The 20,332-nt window shown below is 74.0% G+C and carries 16 protein-coding genes; 11 read left to right on the top strand and 5 right to left on the bottom strand.

Annotation, left to right across the window (positions count from 1 at the left end; translation table 11 throughout):
• The first annotated feature begins 139 nt into the window (after positions 1 to 139).
• The 5 genes from ACWCP2_RS16305 to argF all read left to right on the top strand — a co-directional run bounded on the left by ACWCP2_RS16305 (position 140) and on the right by argF (position 7,391).
• The gene (locus ACWCP2_RS16305) at positions 140 to 1,666 is read left to right on the top strand and encodes a 3' terminal RNA ribose 2'-O-methyltransferase Hen1 (protein ID WP_450909240.1); all 1,527 of its coding nucleotides are present in this window, start codon (positions 140 to 142) and stop codon (positions 1,664 to 1,666) included.
• Entirely contained in the window at positions 1,663 to 4,281 is a 2,619-nt protein-coding gene (locus ACWCP2_RS16300) for a polynucleotide kinase-phosphatase (RefSeq protein ID WP_450909239.1), read from the top strand. Before ACWCP2_RS16305 ends, ACWCP2_RS16300 begins: the two co-directional genes overlap by 4 nt.
• Positions 4,282 to 4,480: 199 nt before the next feature.
• The gene (locus ACWCP2_RS16295; RefSeq protein ID WP_450909238.1) at positions 4,481 to 4,948 is read left to right on the top strand and encodes a hypothetical protein; all 468 of its coding nucleotides are present in this window, start codon (positions 4,481 to 4,483) and stop codon (positions 4,946 to 4,948) included.
• 81 nt (positions 4,949 to 5,029) lie between these two features.
• Complete coding sequence (locus tag ACWCP2_RS16290) at positions 5,030 to 6,259, top strand: arginine deiminase (RefSeq protein ID WP_450909237.1); 1,230 nt, start codon at positions 5,030 to 5,032, stop codon at positions 6,257 to 6,259.
• 121 nt (positions 6,260 to 6,380) lie between these two features.
• Positions 6,381 to 7,391, top strand: coding sequence for an ornithine carbamoyltransferase (argF, locus tag ACWCP2_RS16285; RefSeq protein ID WP_450909236.1), 1,011 nt, complete (start codon positions 6,381 to 6,383; stop codon positions 7,389 to 7,391).
• Positions 7,392 to 7,437: 46 nt separating this feature from the next.
• On the opposite strand, the gene ACWCP2_RS16280 is transcribed toward argF, so the two are convergent.
• Complete coding sequence (locus ACWCP2_RS16280; RefSeq protein ID WP_450909235.1) at positions 7,438 to 7,857, bottom strand: ATP-binding protein; 420 nt, start codon at positions 7,855 to 7,857, stop codon at positions 7,438 to 7,440.
• A 222-nt stretch (positions 7,858 to 8,079) separates the two neighbouring features.
• On the opposite strand from ACWCP2_RS16280, the gene ACWCP2_RS16275 reads away from it, so the two are divergent.
• Together ACWCP2_RS16275 and ACWCP2_RS16270 are read left to right on the top strand one after the other, a co-directional pair.
• Positions 8,080 to 8,907, top strand: a complete 828-nt coding sequence (locus ACWCP2_RS16275; RefSeq protein WP_450909234.1) for an enoyl-CoA hydratase family protein — start codon at positions 8,080 to 8,082, stop codon at positions 8,905 to 8,907.
• Positions 8,908 to 8,911: 4 nt separating this feature from the next.
• Positions 8,912 to 11,278, top strand: a complete 2,367-nt coding sequence (locus ACWCP2_RS16270) for a bifunctional salicylyl-CoA 5-hydroxylase/oxidoreductase (RefSeq protein WP_450909233.1) — start codon at positions 8,912 to 8,914, stop codon at positions 11,276 to 11,278.
• 107 nt (positions 11,279 to 11,385) lie between these two features.
• On the opposite strand, the gene ACWCP2_RS16265 is transcribed toward ACWCP2_RS16270, so the two are convergent.
• The 3 genes from ACWCP2_RS16265 to ACWCP2_RS16255 all read right to left on the bottom strand — a co-directional run bounded on the left by ACWCP2_RS16265 (position 11,386) and on the right by ACWCP2_RS16255 (position 14,738).
• Positions 11,386 to 12,225: a GNAT family N-acetyltransferase gene (locus ACWCP2_RS16265; RefSeq protein WP_450909232.1), complete on the bottom strand. Its 840-nt coding sequence runs from the start codon at positions 12,223 to 12,225 to the stop codon at positions 11,386 to 11,388.
• A 61-nt stretch (positions 12,226 to 12,286) separates the two neighbouring features.
• Complete coding sequence (locus ACWCP2_RS16260) at positions 12,287 to 13,096, bottom strand: PaaX family transcriptional regulator (protein ID WP_450909231.1); 810 nt, start codon at positions 13,094 to 13,096, stop codon at positions 12,287 to 12,289.
• Between the two features lie 4 nt (positions 13,097 to 13,100).
• Positions 13,101 to 14,738 carry an AMP-binding protein gene (locus tag ACWCP2_RS16255; RefSeq protein WP_450909230.1) on the bottom strand — a complete coding sequence of 546 codons (1,638 nt, stop codon included), beginning with the start codon at positions 14,736 to 14,738 and terminating at the stop codon, positions 13,101 to 13,103.
• 162 nt (positions 14,739 to 14,900) lie between these two features.
• Here ACWCP2_RS16255 and ACWCP2_RS16250 point away from each other — a divergent pair, with 162 nt between their 5' ends.
• From ACWCP2_RS16250 to ACWCP2_RS16240, 3 genes are all read left to right on the top strand, one after another.
• Positions 14,901 to 16,136, top strand: a complete 1,236-nt coding sequence (locus tag ACWCP2_RS16250; RefSeq protein WP_450909229.1) for an acyl-CoA dehydrogenase family protein — start codon at positions 14,901 to 14,903, stop codon at positions 16,134 to 16,136.
• Positions 16,133 to 16,531, top strand: a complete 399-nt coding sequence (locus ACWCP2_RS16245) for a RidA family protein (protein ID WP_450909228.1) — start codon at positions 16,133 to 16,135, stop codon at positions 16,529 to 16,531. Before ACWCP2_RS16250 ends, ACWCP2_RS16245 begins: the two co-directional genes overlap by 4 nt.
• Positions 16,532 to 16,721: 190 nt before the next feature.
• On the top strand, positions 16,722 to 17,204 hold the full coding sequence (locus ACWCP2_RS16240) for a hypothetical protein (RefSeq protein WP_450909227.1): 483 nt from the start codon (positions 16,722 to 16,724) through the stop codon (positions 17,202 to 17,204).
• An 84-nt stretch (positions 17,205 to 17,288) separates the two neighbouring features.
• On the opposite strand, the gene ACWCP2_RS16235 is transcribed toward ACWCP2_RS16240, so the two are convergent.
• Positions 17,289 to 18,680: an aminopeptidase P family protein gene (locus ACWCP2_RS16235; protein ID WP_450909226.1), complete on the bottom strand. Its 1,392-nt coding sequence runs from the start codon at positions 18,678 to 18,680 to the stop codon at positions 17,289 to 17,291.
• A gap of 392 nt (positions 18,681 to 19,072) precedes the next feature.
• Between ACWCP2_RS16235 and ACWCP2_RS16230 the strand changes: the two genes are divergently transcribed.
• Positions 19,073 to 20,221: an NAD(P)/FAD-dependent oxidoreductase gene (locus tag ACWCP2_RS16230; protein WP_450909225.1), complete on the top strand. Its 1,149-nt coding sequence runs from the start codon at positions 19,073 to 19,075 to the stop codon at positions 20,219 to 20,221.
• Positions 20,222 to 20,332 lie beyond the last annotated feature (111 nt).

Raw genomic sequence — 20,332 nt, 5'->3', positions numbered from 1 at the left:
GGACACGTCGGACTCGAACTGCCTGGGGCCGACTGCGGGCATGGCGCTCACTCGCGGGGCTGTGCGGCCTCCCGACACCGCCTGACGCCGCCCGAAAATGGGGCGCGCCCACCACCCGTGACCAGCAACAATCGCTCGTGTGTTCCTGACGATCTCCACCACCGGCTCCCCCGAACGACCCGCCACCGACCTGGGCTTCCTGCTGCACAAGCACCCCGGCCGCACGCAGGCGTTCTCCACCTCCCACGGCACCGCCCACGTCTTCTACCCCGAAGCCACGGACGAGCGGTGCACCGCGGGCCTGCTCCTGGAGGTGGATCCCGTCGCACTCGTGCGACGCGGTCAGGGCAAGGGCCAGGGCAAGGGAGGCACCCCGGACGCCGCGCTCGCGCAGTACGTCAACGACCGTCCCTACGCCGCCTCCTCGCTGCTGGCCGTCGCCCTGAGCGGGGTGTTCCGCAGCGCGCTCAAGGGACAGTGCGCGGCCCGCCCCGAGCTGCCCGGCGAGGTGCGCCCGCTGCGCATCGAGATCCCGGTCCTGCCCGCCCGGGGCGGCGCCGAGCTCGTGCGCCGGCTGTTCGGTCCGCTCGGCTGGGACTCGGTCACGGCCACCCCGGTCGCGCTCGACGAGACCTTCCCCGAGTGGGGCGACTCCCGGTACGTACGCCTCGTCCTGGAGGGCGAGCTGCGCCTCTCCGACGCGCTGCGCGGCCTGTACGTCCTGCTGCCGGTCCTCGACGACTCCAAGCACTACTGGATCGCCTCCGACGAGGTGGACAAGCTGCTGCGCGCCGGAGACGGCTGGCTCGCCGAGCACCCGGAGAGCGGGCTGATCACCTCCCGCTACCTGGCCCGCCACAAGCGGCTGACCCAGGACGCCCTGGAGCGCCTGGAGCTGGTCCGCCTCGCCGAGGCCGACGGCAGCGAGGTGGAGGAACTGGACAACGCGGTCGACGAGACGAGCGACACGGAGGACAGGCCCGTACCGCTCGCCGTGCTGCGCCGCGAGGCGATCCTCGCCGCGCTCGGCGCCGCCGGTGCGGCCCGCGTCCTCGACCTGGGCTGCGGCCAGGGCCAGTTGGTGCAGGCGCTGCTCAAGGACCCGGCGTACACCGAGATCGTGGGCGTGGACGTGTCCGTCCGGGCCCTGAACATCGCCGCGAGGCGGCTGCGGCTGGAGCGGATGGGGGAGCGGCAGAGCTCCCGCGTCCGCCTGATGCAGGGCTCGCTCGCGTACACCGACAAGCGGCTGGCGGGGTACGACGCGGCCGTGCTCAGCGAGGTCGTCGAGCACCTGGACCCGGAGCGGCTGCCCGCGCTGGAGTACGCGGTCTTCGGCTCGGCCCGCCCCCGCACGGTCCTCGTGACCACGCCGAACGTCGAGTACAACGTCCGCTGGGAGACCCTGCCCGCCGGGCACGTCCGGCACGGCGACCACCGCTTCGAGTGGACCCGCGAGGAGTTCCGGGCCTGGGCCGGGGACGTCGCCGCGCGGCACGGCTACGGCGTCGCGTACCTGCCCGTCGGCGACGACGACCCCGAGGTCGGGCCGCCGACCCAGATGGCCGTCTTCACCCTGAACACCGGCACCGCCGAAGCCACCGCCACCGCAACCGCAACCGCCACCACCGGCACCGACACCCCGAAGGAGGGCGAGGCAGCATGACCACCGACACCGACACCGACACCGACACCGACACCGATGCCAGTGCAACCACCGGCCACAAGCGCGTACTTCCCGTCACCGACCTGTCCCTCGTCGTCCTGATCGGCGCCACCGGCTCGGGCAAGTCCACCTTCGCCCGCAGGCACTTCAAGCCCACCGAGGTCATCTCCTCCGACTACTGCCGGGGCCTGGTCGCCGACGACGAGAACGACCAGAGCGCCAGCAAGGACGCCTTCGAGGTCCTCCACCACATCGCCGGCAAGCGCCTCGCCGCCGGCCGCCTCACCGTGGTCGACGCCACCAGCGTCCAGGCCGAGTCCCGCCGGCAGCTGGTCCAGCTCGCCCGGGAGCACGACGTCCTGTCCATCGCGATCGTCCTCGACCTGCCCGAAGAGGTCTGCGCCGAGCGCAACGCGAGCCGCCCCGAGCGGGCGAAGCTGCCGCGCGCCGTCATCCAGCGCCACCGCCGCGACCTGCGGCGTTCGCTGCGAGGGCTGGAGCGCGAGGGCTTCCGCACGGTGCACGTGCTGCGCACGCCCGAGGAGGTCGAGTCGGCCGAGGTGGTGCTGGAGAAGCGGTACAACGACCTCACCCACCTCACCGGCCCCTTCGACATCATCGGCGACATCCACGGCTGTGCCTCCGAGCTGGAGACCCTGCTCGCCAAGCTCGGCTACCAGGACGGCGCGCACCCCGCGGGCCGCACCGCCGTGTTCGTCGGCGACCTCGTCGACCGCGGCCCGGACAGCCCGGGCGTCCTGCGCCGGGTGATGGGCATGGTCGGCTCCGGCAACGCCCTGTGCGTGCCCGGGAACCACGAGAACAAGCTCGCCCGTCACCTCAAGGGCTCCAAGGTCCAGCGGACCCACGGCCTCGCCGAGACCATCGAGCAGCTCGACAGGGAGCCGGAGGAGTTCGTCCGCGAGGTCCGCACCTTCATCCAGGGCCTGGTCAGCCACTACGTGCTCGACGGCGGCAAGCTGGTGGTCTGCCACGCCGGGCTGCCCGAGAAGTACCACGGCCGCACCTCCGGCCGGGTGCGCTCGCACGCCCTGTACGGGGAGACCACGGGCGAGACCGACGAGTTCGGGCTGCCCGTGCGCTACCCGTGGGCCGAGGACTACCGGGGCAAGGCCGTCGTGGTCTACGGCCACACGCCGGTCCCGGACACCACCTGGATCAACAACACCATCTGCCTCGACACCGGAGCCGTCTTCGGCGGCAGGATGACCGCCCTGCGCTGGCCCGAGCGCGAGCTGGTCGACGTACCGGCCGAGAAGGTCTGGTACGAGCCGGTCAAGCCGCTCGTCACCGAGGTCCCGGGCGGCCACGACGGGCGCCCCCTGGACCTGGCCGACGTCCACGGCCGCCGGATCGTGGAGACCCGGCACCTGGGCAACGTCACCGTCCGCGAGGAGAACGCGGCCGCCGCCCTGGAGGTGATGAGCCGCTTCGCCGTGGACCCGCGCCTGGTCCCGTACCTCCCGCCGACCATGGCGCCGACCGCCACCTCGCGCGAGGACGCCCGCGGCGGAGCCGCCGGCGAGGGCTTTCTGGAGCACCCCGCCGAGGCCTTCGCGCAGTACCGCAAGGACGGCATCGCCCAGGTCGTCTGCGAGGAGAAGCACATGGGCTCCCGCGCCACCGTGCTGCTCTGCAAGGACGCCGGCGCGGCCCGCGAGCGGTTCGGGGTCGACGGCCCCACCGGGTCGGTGTACACGCGCACCGGACGGCCCTTCTTCAAGGACCCCGAGGTCACCGAGGAGGTCCTCGCCCGGCTCCGCTCGGCGGTCACCGACGCGGGGCTGTGGGAGGAACTCGGCACCGACTGGCTGCTCGTCGACGGGGAACTGCTGCCCTGGTCGCTGAAGTCCGGCGGCCTGCTGCGCAACCAGTACGCCGCCGTGGGCGCGGCCTCCGGCGCCGTGTTCCCGGACGCCCTCGCCGCCCTGGAGGCGGCCGCGGCCCGGGGCGTGGACACCGGGGAGCTGCTGGAGCGCCAGCGCGGGCGGGCCGCCGACGCGGCGAAGTTCACCGAGGCGTACCGGCGCTACTGCTGGAGCACCGACGGGCTGGACGGCGTACGGTTCGCCCCGTTCCAGCTGCTGGCGGCGGCTGGCCGGTCGCTGGCGGCCGTACCCCACGACGAGCAGCTGTTCTGGCTGGACCGGCTCGTCGCCGCCGACGAGGCGGCCGGTACCGGACTGCTGCGCCGCACCGGGCGGATCCTGGTGGACACCGCCGACGAGGCCTCGCTGCGGGCGGGCACCGACTGGTGGCTGGAGCTGACGGCCGCCGGCGGCGAGGGCATGGTCGTCAAACCGCTCCAGGCGTACGCCAGGGACGGCAAGGGCCGGCTCGTGCAGCCGGGGGTGAAGGTGCGCGGGCGCGAGTACCTGCGGATCATCTACGGTCCCGAGTACACGCGTCCGGACCACCTGGAGCGGCTGCGCGGCCGGCACCTGGGGCACAAGCGCTCGCTGGCGCTGCGCGAGTACGCGCTCGGCCTGGAGGCCCTGGACCGGCTGGCGGCCGGGGAGCCGCTGTGGCGGATCCACGAGGCGGTCTTCGCCGTCCTCGCGCTGGAGTCGGAGCCGGTGGACCCGCGGCTCTGACGGCGCCGGCCGGACGCACCCGGCGTCAAGGAAGGACCTCCGTACGGCCGCGCATTAGGTCGTATGGGGGAACTTTCGCGGAGAACTCCGGGAAAACCACCGGCGGGATCGTTCATCCAGGGCAGCGGAATGTCCGCGACCCTGGAAGGACGGAACGTCACCTATGAAGATGACCGCGCGCGGAAGCATTGCGGCACTCATGACCTGTATGGCCGCGGCAGGCGCGGCCACCCCGGCCATGGCCGACGCGGTGCCGGTGGGAGTCCCCCTGGACGCGGTGCGGACCACGCTCGGCGTGGACGTCCCGCACCTGGCCACCGGAGTGCCGGTGCCGGTGGTCGGCGCGCCCGAGGCGCCCCGGTTCCACAAGGGCGACATGCTGCCGACCCCGCTGCTGCCGGCGGTGCCGATCGGCACCGAGCTCGGGGACACCGTCCTCACCTCCCCGGTGCCGAACGTGGCCGGCAAGCCCGAGACGGACGGCGAGGGCTCGCTGGACGCCCCTGCGACCACCGTGCGCACCCGGACCCCGGGACTGCTCGTCGGCTCCCCGCTGACCATGCCCGACGGGTCCAACTACGGGCTGCCGAACGTGACCGCCCCCGCGCTGGGCGTCGTCGCCCCGGACCTCACCGGTACCCCGGAGGCCCTGCTCGGCCTGCGCTGAACCGCCGGGCCGCCGGGCCGCCGGATACGGCCTGGGCCGACGCCACGTCAAAAAGCCGCCCGGTCTGCGAACGTGTACGGCATGGGATTCCATGTCGATTCCGAGACCGGGCGGCTTCGCCGCGTCATCCTCCACCGGCCCGACCTGGAGCTGAAGCGGCTCACACCGAGCAACAAGGACGCGTTGCTCTTCGACGACGTGCTGTGGGTGCGCAGGGCCCGCCAGGAGCACGACGGCTTCGCCGACGTCCTGCGCGACCGGGGCGTGGAGGTCCACCTCTTCGGGGACCTGCTGGTGGATGCCCTGGGCATCCCGGAGGCGAGACATCTCGTCCTGGACCGGGTCTTCGACGAGAAGGAGTACGGTCCGCTCGCCACCGACCACCTGCGGGCGGTCTTCGACGGGCTGAGCCCGGCGGACCTGGCCGAGGCGCTGATCGGAGGGATGACCAAGCGGGAGTTCCTGGAGCGGCACGCGGAGCCGGTGTCGGTCCGCTTCCACGCCCTGGACCTGGACGGCTTCCTGCTGGGGCCGCTGCCCAACCACCTCTTCACCCGGGACACCTCCGCCTGGATCTACGACGGGGTGTCCATCAACGCGATGCGCTGGCCGGCGCGGCAGCGCGAGACCGTGCACTTCGAGGCCATCTACAAGCACCATCCGCTCTTCACCGGGTCGGGGCCCTTCCACACCTGGTCCCAGGGGCAAGCCGACTACCCGTCCACCATCGAGGGCGGCGACGTCCTGGTCATCGGCAACGGCGCCGTGCTGATCGGGATGAGCGAGCGGACCACCCCGCAGGCGGTGGAGATGCTGGCGCGCGGGCTGTTCGCCGCGGGGTCGGCGACCACGATCGTGGCGCTCGACATGCCCAAGAGCCGGGCGTTCATGCACCTGGACACGGTGATGACGATGGTCGACGGGGACACGTTCACCCAGTACGCGGGCCTGGGCATGCTGCGGTCCTACACGATCGAGCCCGGCGGCGGGCCGAGCGAGCTGAAGGTGACCGACCACCCGCCGGAGCACATGCACCGGGCCATCGCCGCCGCCCTCGGGCTCGACGCGGTCCGGGTGCTCACGGCGACCCAGGACGTGCACGCCGCCGAGCGGGAGCAGTGGGACGACGGCTGCAACGTGCTGGCCGTGGAGCCGGGCGTGGTCGTCGCGTACGAGCGCAACGTCACGACCAACACCCACCTGCGCAAGCAGGGCATCGAGGTGATCGAGATCCCGGGCAGTGAGCTGGGGAGGGGGCGGGGCGGGCCGCGCTGCATGAGCTGCCCGGTGGAGCGGGACGCCGTGACCTGACCGGCCGGGGTGCGGGGGCGGGGGATGGGGCGGGGTCCGCAGACGAAAGGCGCTGTATATCAATACAGGCCGTCGTATAGACTTCCAGCATCCCCTGTCACCGTGACTCTGGAGTGCCCCCATGGCCACCGATCTTGTCGGCCGCAGTTTCCTCAAGGAGCTCGATTTCACCGCCGCCGAGTTCCGCGGCCTGGTCGAGCTCGCCGCCGCACTGAAGGCGGAGAAGAAGGCCGGGGCCGAGCGGCGCCGCCTCGTGGGCAAGAACATCGCCCTGATCTTCGAGAAGACCTCCACGCGCACCCGCTGCGCCTTCGAGGTCGCCGCCGCCGACCAGGGTGCCCACACCACGTACCTCGATCCCGCCGGCTCCCAGATGGGCCACAAGGAATCGGTCAGGGACACGGCGCGGGTGCTGGGCCGGATGTTCGACGGCATCCAGTACCGGGGCGACGCCCAGGACACCGTCGACCAGCTCGCCGCCCACGCGGGCGTGCCCGTCTTCAACGGGCTCACCGACGACTGGCACCCCACCCAGATGCTGGCCGACGTGCTCACGATGACCGAGCACTGCGCCAAGCCCCTGGAGCGGATCGCCTTCGCCTACCTCGGCGACGCCCGCTTCAACATGGGCAACTCCTACCTGGTGACGGGCGCCCTGCTCGGCATGGACGTACGGATCGTCGCGCCGCGGCACTACTGGCCGGCCGAGCCCGTGGTGGCCGCGGCCCGCGAGCTGGCGGCCGCCAGCGGCGCCCGGATCACCCTCACCGAGGACCTCGCCGAGGGCGTCGCGCAGGCCGACTTCGTGGTGACCGACATCTGGGTGTCCATGGGGGAGCCCAAGGACGTCTGGGACGAGCGGATCGAGGCGCTGAGCCCGTACGCCGTCACCATGGACGTGCTGCGCGCCACCGGGAACCCGGAGGTGAAGTTCATGCACTGCCTGCCGGCGTTCCACGATCTCGGTACGAAGGTGGCCCGGGAGATCCACGAGCGGCACGGGCTGGAGTCGCTGGAGGTGACGGACGAGGTGTTCGAGTCCAGGCACTCCGTCGTCTTCGACGAGGCGGAGAACCGGCTGCACACCATCAAGGCCGTGCTCGTCGCCACCCTCGCGGGGCCGGCCGCATAGTCATGCGGCGGGGCCGGGCGGAGAGCCGGTGGCGGAAGGGCGGGCGCTAGAGCGCCGGCCGGGACGGCAGGGTGAACCAGACGGCCTTGCCGTGCGGGGTGGCGCGGTGACCGCAGGCCGAGCTCAGGGTCCGGATCAGCAGCAGGCCGCGGCCGTGCTCCTGCCAGGGGTCGGGGTGGGCGTCGTCCCGGCCCGGCGCGGTCAGGTCGGCGGGGGGCTGCGGGTCCCCGTCGTGGACCTCGACCTGGCAGCCGTTCGCCAGCAGTTCCACGACGAGCTCGATGGGGGCGTCGCCCGGGGTGTGCTCCACGGCGTTGGCGACCAGTTCGGCGGTGAGGAGTTCGGCGGTGTCGCTGTCGGCGGGCGCGTCGATGTCGGCGAGGGCCGTACGGATGAGGGCGCGGGCGATGGGTACGGCCGCTGTCGTGTGCGGCAGGGCTATCCGCCAGGCGGATGGGTCGGACAAGGCGGGCCGTCCTTTCCGTGGGGTCGCAGGGACGGGGGAAATCCTGTTTTCAACGATACGAAGTGGAAATGTTCGGCTGTAGGGCACCCCGACGTGATCGCAAGGGACGTCGGACACCCCGGCTCGGGACCTTCGGGGCGCGTGGCCTCCGGGCCGCGGCACGGGCCCCCAGTTATCGCGCTTCCCTGACGACAGTCATGGACCGGTGATACCTTCGGGAGGGTGAGTCCCTTCCTCGGTTCCACACCCGCGACCGAACGCTGGAACCACCTCCGGGTGGACCGGCGGGACGGCGTCGCCACCGTCACCCTCGACCGCCCCGAGAAGCTCAACGCGCTCACCTTCGGCGCCTACGCCGACCTGCGCGACCTGCTCGCCGAACTGTCCAGGGAGCGGTCCGTACGCGCCCTCGTGCTCGGCGGCGAAGGGCGCGGCTTCTGCTCCGGAGGCGACGTCGACGAGATCATCGGCGCCACCCTGGCCATGGACACCGCCCAGCTCCTCGACTTCAACCGGATGACCGGACAGGTCGTGCGCGCCCTGCGCGAATGCCCCTTCCCGGTCGTCGCCGCCGTCCACGGCGTCGCCGCCGGCGCCGGGGCCGTCATCGCGCTCGCCGCCGACTTCCGCATCGCCGACCCCACCGCCCGCTTCGCCTTCCTCTTCACCCGGGTCGGCCTCTCCGGCGGGGACATGGGCGCCGCGTACCTGCTGCCCCGCGTCGTCGGGCTCGGCCACGCCACCCGGCTGCTGATGCTGGGGGAGCAGGTCAGGGCCCCGGAGGCCGAGCGGATCGGGCTGCTCAGCGAGGTCACCGAGGAGGGCAAGGCCTCCGTACGGGCGGCGGAGCTCGCCGCGCACCTCGCCGCCGGTCCGGCCCTCGCGTACGCGCAGACCAAGGCGCTGCTGACCGCCGAGCTCGACATGCCGCTCGCCGCCTCGGTGGAACTCGACGCGAACACCCAGGCCCTGCTGATGAACGGCGAGGACTACCGGGAGTTCCACGCGGCCTTCACCGGGAAGCGCCCGCCCCAGTGGAAGGGCAGGTAGTCCCATGAGCACCGGCGCGACGGGCACCGGCCGGGAGAGCGCACCCCTGCGGGTCGCCGTGGCCGGCGGCGGCCCGGGCGGGCTGTACGCCGCCGCGCTGCTGGCCCGCCAGGGCCACGCGGTGGACGTGTGGGAGAAGAACGCCCCCGACGACACCTTCGGCTTCGGGGTGGTCCTCTCCGACGAGACCCTCGGCGGCATCGAAGCGGCCGACGCCGTGGTCCACGCCGCCCTGAGCGCCGAGTTCGTCCGCTGGGACGACATCGACATCGTGCACCGCGGCCGGCTGCTCACCTCCGGCGGCCACGGGTTCGCCGCGCTCGGGCGGCGCCGGCTCCTGGAGATCCTGCACGAGCGCTGCGCGGGCCTCGGGGTCCGGCTCCGCTTCCGCACCCCGGCCCCCGCCCCCGGGGCGCTCGCCGCCTCGTACGACCTGGTGGTGGCGGCCGACGGGGTGCACAGCCGGATCCGCGAGGCCGCGGCCCAGCACTACGGGCCCGTGCTGGCGGGCGGGCGCTGCCGGTACATCTGGCTGGCCGCCGACTTCCCCTTCGAGGCCTTCCGCTTCGAGATCGCGGAGACCGAGCACGGGGTCATGCAACTGCACGCCTACCCGTACGCGGCCGACTCCTCCACCGTGATCGTCGAGATGCGCGAGGAGGTCTGGCGGGCCGCCGGCTTCGACCTCTGCGACGAGGCGGAATCCGCGGCGCGCTGCGCGAAGATCTTCGCCGAGGCCCTGCGCGGACGGCCGCTGCGGGGCAACGGCTCGGCCTGGACGCAGTTCCGTACGGTGACCAACGCGCGCTGGTCGCACGGCAACACGGTGCTCATCGGCGACGCCGCCCACACCGCGCACTTCTCGATCGGATCCGGCACCAAACTGGCGGTCGAGGACGCGCTCGCGCTGGCGCGGGCGGTGGAGTCCGAGGCCGACGTCCCGGCGGCGCTGGCCGCCTACGAGGCCGCGCGGCGCCCGGCCGTGGCCTCCACCCAGCGGGCGGCGGCCGCCAGCATGCGCTGGTTCGAGGAGCTCACCGGGTACGTGGAGCAGCCCGCCCGGCAGTTCGCCTTCAACCTCCTCACCCGCAGCCTGCGGGTCACCCACGGCAACCTGCGGCTGCGCGATCCGCGCTTCACCCGGGCCGTGGAGCGCGAGTTCGGCTGCCCGCAGGCGCCGGCGGGCGGCCCGGACGGGGCTGTGGAGGAGGCGGGAACCCCGCCGATGTTCACCCCGTTCACCCTGCGGGGACTGACCCTGCGCAACCGGGTCGTGGTGTCCCCGATGGACATGTATTCAGCCGGGGGAGGGGCCCCGGCCCCAGCCACAGCCCCAGCCCCGGCCTCCGCGGCGGGCGGTGAGGGCGTACCGGGCGACTTCCACCTGGTGCACCTCGGCGCGCGGGCGCTGGGCGGGGCCGCCCTGGTGATGACCGAGATGGTGTGCGTCAGCCCCGGGGGCCGGATCACCCCGGGCTGCACGGGCCTCTACACCGCCGCGCAGGCGGCGGCCTGGGCGCGGATCGCCGACTTCGTGCACACCTCGGCGCCCGGCACCGCGCTCGGCGTCCAGCTCGGCCACTCGGGCCGCAAGGGCTCGACCCGGGTGATGTGGGAGGGCATGGACGCCCCGCTGCCCGAGGGGAACTGGCCCCTGATGGCCGCCTCCGCGCTGCCCTACCGCCCCGGGGTCTCGGCGATGCCGCGGGCCATGGGCGCCGCCGACCTCGCCGCCGTCCGCTCCGACTTCGCCGCGGCCGCCGTCCGGGCCGCGAGCAGCGGCTTCGACCTGCTGGAGCTGCACTGCGCGCACGGCTACCTGCTCTCCGGCTTCCTCTCCCCGCTGACCAACCGGCGCACCGACGCCTACGGCGGTTCGCTGGAGAACCGGCTCCGCTTCCCGCTGGAGGTCTTCGACGCGGTCCGCGCCGTCTGGCCGGCGGAGCGGCCGATGACGGTCCGCCTCTCGGCCACCGACTGGGCGCCCGGCGGCACCTCGCCCGAGGAGGCGGTGGCCATCGCCCGCGCCTTCGCGGCCCACGGCGCGGACGCCATCGACGTCTCGACCGGCCAGGTCGTCGCGGAGGAGACCCCCGAGTACGGACGCGCGTACCAGACCCCGTACGCCGACCGGATCCGCAACGCCCTGAACGTCCCGGTGATCGCGGTCGGGGCGGTCTCCTCCTGGGACGACGTCAACTCCCTGCTGCTGGCCGGCCGCGCGGACCTCTGCGCGCTGGGCCGCCCCCACCTCTACGACCCGCACTGGACCCTGCACGCGGCCGCCGACCAGTCCTACACCGGCGCGGCGGCGCCCTGGCCCGCCCCCTACCTCGCGGGCAGCCGCAAGCCGCCGACGGGCCGCGGCTAGGCCGGGCCGGGCTCCGCACGAGGCGGCGCCGGAAGCCGTGCGGGTGGCGGATGGCGGCGGCCACGAACGCCGGGGTCCGAGCGGTTCCTCGCCGTCCGCCGGGGTGCTCAGGCCAGGGCCACCTCCACCCGGTCCTCGACCGGGGTGTAGCCCAGGCGCTGGTAGACGCGGTTGCTGGTGGGGTTCGCCAGGTCGGTGAAGAGCAGCACCTCCGCGGCCCCGGCCGCGTGCGCCGCCTCCGTGGCGGCGTGCGTGACCCCGGCGGCGTACCCGCGGCCGCGCAGCTCCGGCGGGGTGTAGACCGGGCCGATCCGGGTCACGGCGCCGACCGGCCGGAAGAACCCGGCCAGCGAGACGGGCGCGCCGGCGTCCTCCCAGAGCAGCATCCCGCCGTACGAGAACCGGTCGCGCAGGGCCGCCTCGGAGGCGGCGCCGCCCTCGCCGGACTCCTGCTTGAAGGCGTTGACCCAGTCCACGAGCAGCGGAAGGTCCGCCTCCGCGGCGGCGCGGGCCCGCCCGGCCGGGGCGGGATCGGGGGCGAGCAGCCCCGCGAGCCGGTAGAGGCGGGTCTCCTCCACGATCTCGGTGGGCTTCCCCCAGGAGACGGCCAGCTCCCGCGCGTCGTCGCGGCGGGCGTTGAGCGCGTCGACCCCGGCGAGCAGCGGGTCGGAGGCGAGCGCCGCCCCCAGGTCGCGGACCGCCTGCGCGGGCAGTGCGCCGATCAGCAGCGGGTGCGGCGGGCACTGGACGACGGCGCCGGCGACCAGCCCGTCGGCACCGGTCCACGAACCGAAGAAGGGCGGCTCGGACCCGTAGGCGCCGGGGCCCTGCCGCTCCAGCGCGTCGATGACCGTGACCAGCTGGGTGTTGGGCACGGGCTGCGCCGCCACCGCGGGGCGCACGACGGCCAGCCAGGCCGCCAGGTCAGGGGTGAAGGTCCATGTCATGGCACATGATCGCCCGTGTCCGGCGCGCGGTACACCCCCTTTCGCGCCGTCCCGGTCACCGCTACGGCTCCACGAAGCCGGCCCCCAGGTCCCGCAGCCGCTCGTGCAGCTCCGCGAAGACCGCCGCCGAGCGGTCGCCGGGCCAGTCCGCGGGGAGCAGCCCGCGCGGCAGCCCCGGGTCGGCGTACGGGAGCCGGCGCCAGGTGTCCAGGGCGAGCAGGTAGCCGCGGTAGGCGGCCTCCGGGGCGGGGGCGGCCGTGCCCGTCTGCAGCGCCCGCAGCACGGGCTCGTGGAGGTCGAGGAACTCCTCGTGCTGCTTGGCCAGCGCCGCCAGGTCCCACCAGCGCGCCACCGACTCCGCCGTCGGGGCGAAGCCCAGGTGGGCGCCGCGGAAGAGCTCCACGTACGCCGTCAGGTGCAGCCGCTCCAGGGTGCGGCGGGTCTCCCCGTCCAGTTGCGCGGGGGCGATCCACACGCCGGGCGCCACCGCGCCGAAGCCGAGCCCGGCGAGCCGGGAGCGCAGCAGGTGCCGCTTGGCCCGCTCCTGCTCCGGGACGGAGAAGACGGCCAGCAGCCACTCCTGGGACTCCGCCGGGCGGGTGGCCCCGTAGATCCGCCGGTCGCCGTCCTCCAGGAGCCGGCGGGCCTCCGCGGAGAGCTCGTACCCCGCCGCGCGGTCCTCGGTGCGCGCGGGCAGCAGGAAGCCGCGCCGCTTCAGCCGGGACACCGACGAGCGGACGGACGGCGCGTCCACGCCGGCCGCGCCCAGCAGGCGGATCAGCGCGGACACCGGGACCGGGCCCGGGAAGGCCCGCCCGTAGGCACCGTAGAACGTGACGATCAGGGATCGCGGGGTGTGCTGCTCGACCACGGCTTCACTCTAAATGCTCTCCTTGATCGCGCAGCCGGAAGCGTTGCAGCTTCCCCGTGGCCGTCCGCGGCAGGGCGGGCAGGAACACGAAGGTGCGCGGGCACTTGTGGGGGGCGAGCTCGCTGCGCATGAAGGTGCGCAGGGCGTCCTCGGTGAGGACCGCGCCCTGTCGGGGGACCGCGTACGCGACCACGATCTGCCCGCGCCGCTCGTCGGGGCGGCCGACCACGGCCGCCTCCAGCACGTCGGGATGGCGCAGCAGGGCCTCCTCGACCTCCGGGCCCGCGATGTTGTACCCCGCGGAGATGATCATGTCGTCGGCCCGGGCCACGTAGCGGAAGTAGCCCTCCGCGTCGCGGACGTAGGTGTCGCCCGTGAGGTTCCAGCCGTCCCGTACGTACTCGCCCTGCCGCGGGTCGGCCAGGTAGCGGCAGCCCACCGGCCCCCGTACGGCCAGCAGCCCCGGCACCTCGTCCGCGACCGGCATCCCGGCCTCGTCCACCACCCGGGCCTCCCAGCCCGGCACCACGCGGCCGGTCGTACCGGGACGGATGTCCTCGTCGGCCGCCGAGATGAAGATGTGCAGCAGCTCGGTGGCGCCGATCCCGTTGATGATCCGCAGGCCCGTGCGCTCGTACCAGGCCCGCCAGGTGGCGGCCGGCAGGTTCTCGCCCGCCGAGACGCAGCGGCGCAGCGCGGAGAGGTCGTAGGCGCCGGTGTCGTACGGGCCCAGCGTGTCCAGCATCGACCGGTACGCGGTGGGCGCGGTGAACAGCACCGACACCCGGTGCTCGGCCAGCGCGGGCAGCAGCGTGCGGGGGGAGCCGTCCGGCAGCAGCAGCGACGAGGCCCCGGCCCGCAGCGGGAAGACCACCAGCCCGCCCAGGCCGAAGGTGAAGCCGAGCGGCGGACTGCCCGCGAAGACGTCCTCGGGGCGGGGGCGCAGCACCTCCTGAGAGAAGGTGTCGGCCACCGCGAGCAGATCGCGGTGGAAGTGCATGCAGCCCTTGGGGCGCCCGGTGGTGCCCGAGGTGAAGGCGATCAGCGCCACGTCGTCGGCGGAGGTCTCCACCGCCGGGAAGGGGTCCGCGTGGCGTTCGGCCTGTGCCAGCCGCAGCAGGTCGTCCGGGGCCGCGCCACCGTACGCGGTGATCCGCAGCCCGGGAACCTGCGCCTTCACCAGGTCGTCCACCACCTCCGCCTGGCACAGGGCGTGGCTCACCCGGGCCATCGCGCACACCGTGGCCAGCTCCTGCGCCCGCTGCTGGGCCAGGACGGTGACGGCCACCGCGCCCGCCTTCATCACCGCCAGCCAGCACGCGGCGAGCCAGGGGCCGGTCGGGCCGCGCAGGAGCACGCGGTTGCCGGGGACGACACCGAGATCGGTGGTGAGCACGTGCGCGAGCCGGTCCACGCGGGCGTGCAGCTCCCCGTACGTCCACACCGACCCGTCCGCGCCGCGGAAGGCCGGCCGGTCGGGGCCCAGCCGGGCGATGGTGGCGTCGAGCAGCTCCACCCCGCAGTTGAGGCGGTCGGGGTAGGCCAGAGCGGGGAGTTCGAAGAGGAGCCGCGGCCAGGCGTGCGCGGGCGGCAGGTGATCGCGCGCGAAGGTGTCTCGGTGAGCGGAAGGCTTGAGCTCCAAGGCGGGTTCGCCCCCTTGCGACGGCCCGCACCCCGGGTGGGGGCCGGACCCTGCGTATGGACTGTGGACCGAAGTGGAAGAGCCGGGCCGTACGAACGCAGCACGAGCGTATCGTCATGGTGACGGGAGTCAACAGGACGCGATAGAGGCTGGGGCATACGGATGACCCGATTCACGGGATTCGCGCTCGGAGCGGACCAGGAGGAGTGGTGCGCGCGGCTGCGCGCACTGGCAGCGCGGCGGCTGCGGCCGCTGGCGGAGAAGGGGGAGCCGGGCCGGGTCAACCGGCCGCTGCTGGCCGCACTGGGCGAAGAGGGGCTGCTGGAGCGGGTCTTCACCTCGGGCGCGCTGGAGCTGTGCCTGCTGCGCGAATCCCTCGCCTACGGCTGTACGGAGGCGGAGACGGCCCTCGCCCTCCAGGGACTGGGCGCCTACCCGGTCCTGCGCTCGGGCAGCGAGGCCCAGCGCGAGCGCTGGCTGCCCGGGGTGCGGGCCGGCCGCACGGTGGCGGCCTTCGCGCTGAGCGAGCCGGGGGCCGGGTCGGACGCGGGGGCGCTGGCGCTCGAAGCGGCGCCGGAGGGGGGCCGTGGTGGCGGAGGCGGAGGCGGCGGCGGTGGCGGGGGCGGTGGCTGGCGGCTCAGCGGGGAGAAGTGCTGGATCTCCAACGCCCCCGAGGCCGATTTCTACACCGTCTTCGCCCGCACCGGCGAGGGCCCGGGCGCCAGGGGGGTCAGCGCCTTCCTGGTCCCCGCCGACCGGCCGGGGCTCACGGGGGAGCCCCTCGACATGCTCTCCCCGCACCCGATCGGCGCGCTCGCCTTCGACGGGGTCCCGGTGGGCCCGGCCGACCTGCTGGGGGAGCCGGGCCGGGGCTTCCGGGTGGCGATGGACACCCTGAACCTCTTCCGCCCCAGCGTGGGCGCCTTCGCCGTCGGGATGGCCAGGGCGGCCCTCGACGCCACGGTGGCGCACACGGCCGCCCGTACGGCCTTCGGCGGGGTGCTGGGCGACCTCCAGGCCGTGGCGCACCGGGTCGCCGAGATGGCCACCCGGACCGAGGCGGCCCGGCTCCTGGTGTACGCGGCGGCGGAGGCCTACGACGCGGACGCGGCCTCCCCGCAGGTACCGCGCCGGGCGGCCATGGCGAAGCTGCTGGCCACGGAGACGGCCCAGTACGTCGTCGACCACGCCGTGCAACTGCACGGGGCGGCCGCGCTGCGCCGGGGACACCTGCTGGAACACCTGTACCGGGAGGTACGGGCACCGAGGATCTACGAGGGGGCGAGCGAGGTGCAGCGCACGATCATCGCGAAGGAGCTCTACCGGGAGGCCCGGGAGGCCCATGAGGCTCTGGGGGCCCGGGAGGCGCTGGGGGCGCGGGAGGTGGGGGAGGCGTGAGCCTGGAGCGGATCAACCCGCCGGAGCTGTCCCCGGCGGCGGGCTTCTCGCACGCCGTCGTCGCGAGCGGGGGCCGGCTGGTGTTCCTCGCGGGGCAGACGGCCCTCGACGGCGCGGGGAAGGTGGTGGGAGCGACGCTGCCGCAGCAGTTCGAACAGGCGCTGGCGAACCTGCTGGCCGCACTGGAGGGGGCGGGAGGCTCCCCGGCCGATCTGGCACGGGTCACGGTCTACGCCGTGGACGTGGCCGGCTACCGGGACTGCGCCCCCGAACTGGGCCGGATCTGGCGCCGGTTGGCGGGCCGGGACTATCCGGCGATGGCGGTCGTGGGCGTGGTCCGGCTGTGGGACGAGGCGGCGCTGGTCGAGCTGGACGGGCTGGCGGTGCTCCCGTAGGCCTTTTCGCTGGTGGGCGCGGGTGCCGTGCGGGTGGCTTTGACAGTGGGCAGGGGAGGGTGGAGGGTGTAAATGCCTGATAAACGGAGAAATCCGGGCTATTCACCCTTCCTCTCGGAGGTGTATGACGATGCGCCGTGGGTTCATTGCGGCAGCCGTGACAGGGGCCGCCGGGATCACGCTCGGCCTGATGCCCGTGAGCAGTGCCTTTGCCTCCAGCCTTCCGCAGACGTACGACCGGTGTTCGAACTGGCGCGGCAGTGACTGGCGCGGGGACGACTGGTGGCGCTACTGCTGCGACACCTCGCGCGGGGACCGCCCCAGTTGGTGCTGGGACAACAACGACTGGGGCAACGGCAGTTCGCACAGCAACTGGAACAACAGCAACTGGAGCAACGACAACTGGCGTGACAGCGGGCACGACAGCTGGAACAACAACGACAGCTGGAACCACGACCGCGACAACGGCAACTGGAACCACGACAGCGGCAACAACTGGCGTGACGGCGGCGGTGACGGCGGAGGCTGGAACGGCGGCGGCGGCGGTGGCGGCGACGGTGGCGGCGGAGGCTGGAACGGCGGCGGTGGTGGTGGCGGCGACGGTGGCGGCGGAGGCTGGAACGGCGGCGGCGGTGGTGGCGGCGGTGGCGGTGGCGGTGGCCACCGCAACTGACCGAGCGGCGACCGGCTGAACGGCGGGGCGCGAAGCCCGGGCGCGGTGGACCGCGCCGGGACCTCGCGCCCGCCCGGCGGCCCGCTAGCGGCCGCCCTCCTCCAGCAGGTTCCCCATCCACTCCTCGATGCCCGCCACCGTGCGCGGCAGGGCGCCCGACATCAGCCGGGCACCCTCGGCCGTGATCACCAGGTCGTCCTCGATGCGGACGCCGATGCCGCGCAGCTCCGGCGGGAGGGTCTCGTCGTCGGGCTGGAGGTAGAGGCCCGGCTCCACGGTGAGGACCTGGCCCTCTTCCAGGACCCCGTCCAGGTACGTGTCGGCGCGCGCCTTCGCGCAGTCGTGCACGTCGAGCCCGAGCATGTGCCCGCTGCTGCACAGGGTGTAGCGCCGGTGCAGATCGCCCTCGGCGTGCTTGAGCACCCCCCACTCCGCCAGCCCCTCCGCGATCACCCGCATCCCGGCCCGGTGGAACTCGCGGAAGCTCGCGCCCGGCCGCAGGGCTGCCATGCCCGCGTCCTGTGCGGCCAGGACCAGCTCGTACACCTGTCGCTGGACGGGGGAGAACCGGCCCGACAGCGGGAGGGTGCGGGTGATGTCCGCCGTGTAGAGGCCGTCGGTCTCCACGCCCGCGTCCATCAGCAAAAGTTCGTCCGGGTTCAGCCGGCCGTCGTTGCGGATCCAGTGCAGCACGCAGGCGTGCGCGCCCGACGCGGCGATCGTCTCGTAGCCCGTGCCGTTGCCCTCGGCGCGGGCGCGGCGGTTGAAGACCCCCTCGATCCAGCGCTCGCCGCGCGGATGGGCCAGCGCGCGTGGGAGGTCCCGTACGACGTCCTCGAACCCGGCGGCGGTGTGGTCGACGGCGAGCTGCAGCTCGGCCACCTCCCAGGCGTCCTTGACCAGGCGCAGTTCGGAGAGGGCGGCGGCGAGCTCCGGGTCCGCGGCGGCGTTGCGGCCCGCCGGGGAGCCCAGCGCGTCCAGGTGGGCGCAGCGGATGCCGGAGAGCCGCTCGGCCTCCGCGAGGTCGGGGCGGCGGCCGACCCAGAACTCCCCGTAGCGGCGGTCGCGGTAGAACTCCTCGTTGCCCCCGGTGCGCGGTGAGCGCGGGCGCAGGTACAGGACGGCCTCGTGTCCGTGCGGGCCGGCCGGCTCCAGGACCAGGACGTGGCCGACCTGGTCCTCGCCGGTGAGCCCGGTCAGCCAGGCGTACGCGCTGTGCGGACGGAAGCGGTGGTCGCAGTCGTGGCTGCGGACCTTCAGCTCGCCCGCGGGGATGATCAGCCGCTCGCCGGGGAAGCGGGCCGAGAGCCGTGCGCGGCGGGCCGGGGTGACGGCGTACGAGGGCACGCGAGCGGCGTCCGGCAGGGGGGAGGCCGCCCAGTCCGACGCCATGAAGCGGGACAACTCGGCCGATACGGGCAGGTCGTGACTGCCGATGTTGAGCCCGGTGGTGGGGCGGGAGGGGGTGTCGGTCACAGGGGCTCCCTCGGGAAGATGCGAACGGGTGGGCGCACAGGTCTTGTCAGTGCAATTTCACATTACTATGTTACAGCTCACATCCCGCCCGTTCGTCCCCGCCAAACGCCGCGCGACGCAGGGCAGTTCCGCCCGCCACCCCCACCGCCCCTCCAGCCAGGAGTACTTGGTGTCGCACCACAGAGCCGTGCGCACGTCCCTACTGCTCCTTCGGGGCGCTGGGCATCTGGACCAACCGGGTGGCGGGTACGGCGGGTTACCGCTGCGAGGGGCCGCTGCGCGGCTGAGCTCGGCCGGCTCTGTTCCGGGCCGTTCCGCCCGGTTCCGCTCTCCCCCGGTTTCCGCTCCGTTCCGCTCTGTTCCCTCCCAAGGAAATGTGACATATTACTGTCGTGCCCAGACAATCCCCGGACCTCGTGATCATCGGCGCCGGCGTCGTCGGAGCCGCGTGCGCGTACTACGCGGCGCGCGCCGGACTCCGCGTGGCCGTCGTCGACCGCGGCCCGGTCGCCGGCGGCACGACCGGCGCCGGCGAAGGCAACCTGCTCGTCTCCGACAAGGAGGCGGGCCCCGAGCTGGACCTCGCGCTGCTGTCGGCGCGGCTCTGGCGCGAGCTCGCGCTCGAACTCCCGCGGGAGATCGAGTACGAGGCCAAGGGCGGCCTGGTCGTCGCCGCGGACGAGGCCACCGTGAAGGCCCTGCGGGGCTTCGCGGACGGCCAGCGCGCGGCCGGGGTCGACGCGGTGGAGGTGGGACCGGGAGAGCTGCGCGAGGTGGAGCCCCACCTCGCCCCGGACCTGGCGGGCGGCTTCCTCTACCCGCAGGACGCGCAGGTCCAGCCGGCGCAGGCGGCGGCGCGGCTCCTGGCCGGGGCGGGCGTGGAGGTCCACCTCGGTGAGGAGGTCACGGAGTTGCTCCGCGGCCCGGGCGGCGAGCTCCGCGGAGTCCGCACGGGCCGCCGCGAGCTCCTCGCCCCGGCGGTGGTCAACGCGGCCGGCACCTGGGGCGGGGCGGTGGCCGCGCTGGCCGGAGTCGTGCTTCCGGTGCTGCCCCGGCGGGGGTTCGTCCTGGTGACGGAGCCGCTGCCGAGGGTGGTGCGACACAAGGTCTACGCCGCGGACTACATCGCGGACGTCGCGAGCGGGTCCGCGGCGCTGCAGTCCTCGGCGGTGGTCGAGGGCACTCCGGCGGGGCCGGTCCTGATCGGCGCCACGCGGGAACGGGTCGGCTTCGACCGGTCGTTGTCCACGGAGGCGCTGCGGCGGCTGGCGGTGCGGGCGGCGGCGCTCTTCCCCGTCCTGGCGGACGTGCGCGTCCTGCGCGCCTACCACGGCTTCCGGCCCTACCTGCCGGACCACCTCCCGGCGATCGGTCCGGACCCGCGGGTCCCGGGGCTGTTCCACGCCTGTGGCCACGAGGGCGCGGGCATCGGGCTGGCGCCGGCTACGGGGGTGCTGATCGCTGCGGCGCTGACGGGGGTGGGTTCCGTCATGGACCCGACGGCCTTCTCTCCTGCGCGGTTCGCGGGGGTCGGGGGGTGACCGGGGGGCCGGGTGCGGCGCCGTTGCCGGGGACCAGTCCCCGGGCCCCTGCGCCTCAAGCGCCGGCGGGGGGGGGGTGTGGGGGGGGTGTGGGGGGGGGGCGGGTGGTGA

It is taken from the genome of Streptomyces sp. NPDC002104, assembly GCF_053593795.1.
This window is presented reverse-complemented; position numbering and strand designations above follow the sequence as displayed.

Excerpts from the sequence above, each read along its gene's own strand:
- ACWCP2_RS16300 (WP_450909239.1), top strand. The coding sequence starts at position 1,663 with ATGACCACCGACACCGACACCGACACCGACACCGACACCGATGCCAGT.
- ACWCP2_RS16295 (WP_450909238.1), top strand. The coding sequence starts at position 4,481 with ATGACCTGTATGGCCGCGGCAGGCGCGGCCACCCCGGCCATGGCCGAC.
- ACWCP2_RS16290 (WP_450909237.1), top strand. The coding sequence starts at position 5,030 with ATGGGATTCCATGTCGATTCCGAGACCGGGCGGCTTCGCCGCGTCATC.
- argF (WP_450909236.1), top strand. The coding sequence starts at position 6,381 with ATGGCCACCGATCTTGTCGGCCGCAGTTTCCTCAAGGAGCTCGATTTC.
- ACWCP2_RS16270 (WP_450909233.1), top strand. The coding sequence starts at position 8,912 with ATGAGCACCGGCGCGACGGGCACCGGCCGGGAGAGCGCACCCCTGCGG.
- ACWCP2_RS16265 (WP_450909232.1), bottom strand. The coding sequence starts at position 12,225 with ATGACATGGACCTTCACCCCTGACCTGGCGGCCTGGCTGGCCGTCGTG.
- ACWCP2_RS16250 (WP_450909229.1), top strand. The coding sequence starts at position 14,901 with ATGACCCGATTCACGGGATTCGCGCTCGGAGCGGACCAGGAGGAGTGG.
- ACWCP2_RS16240 (WP_450909227.1), top strand. The coding sequence starts at position 16,722 with ATGCCCGTGAGCAGTGCCTTTGCCTCCAGCCTTCCGCAGACGTACGAC.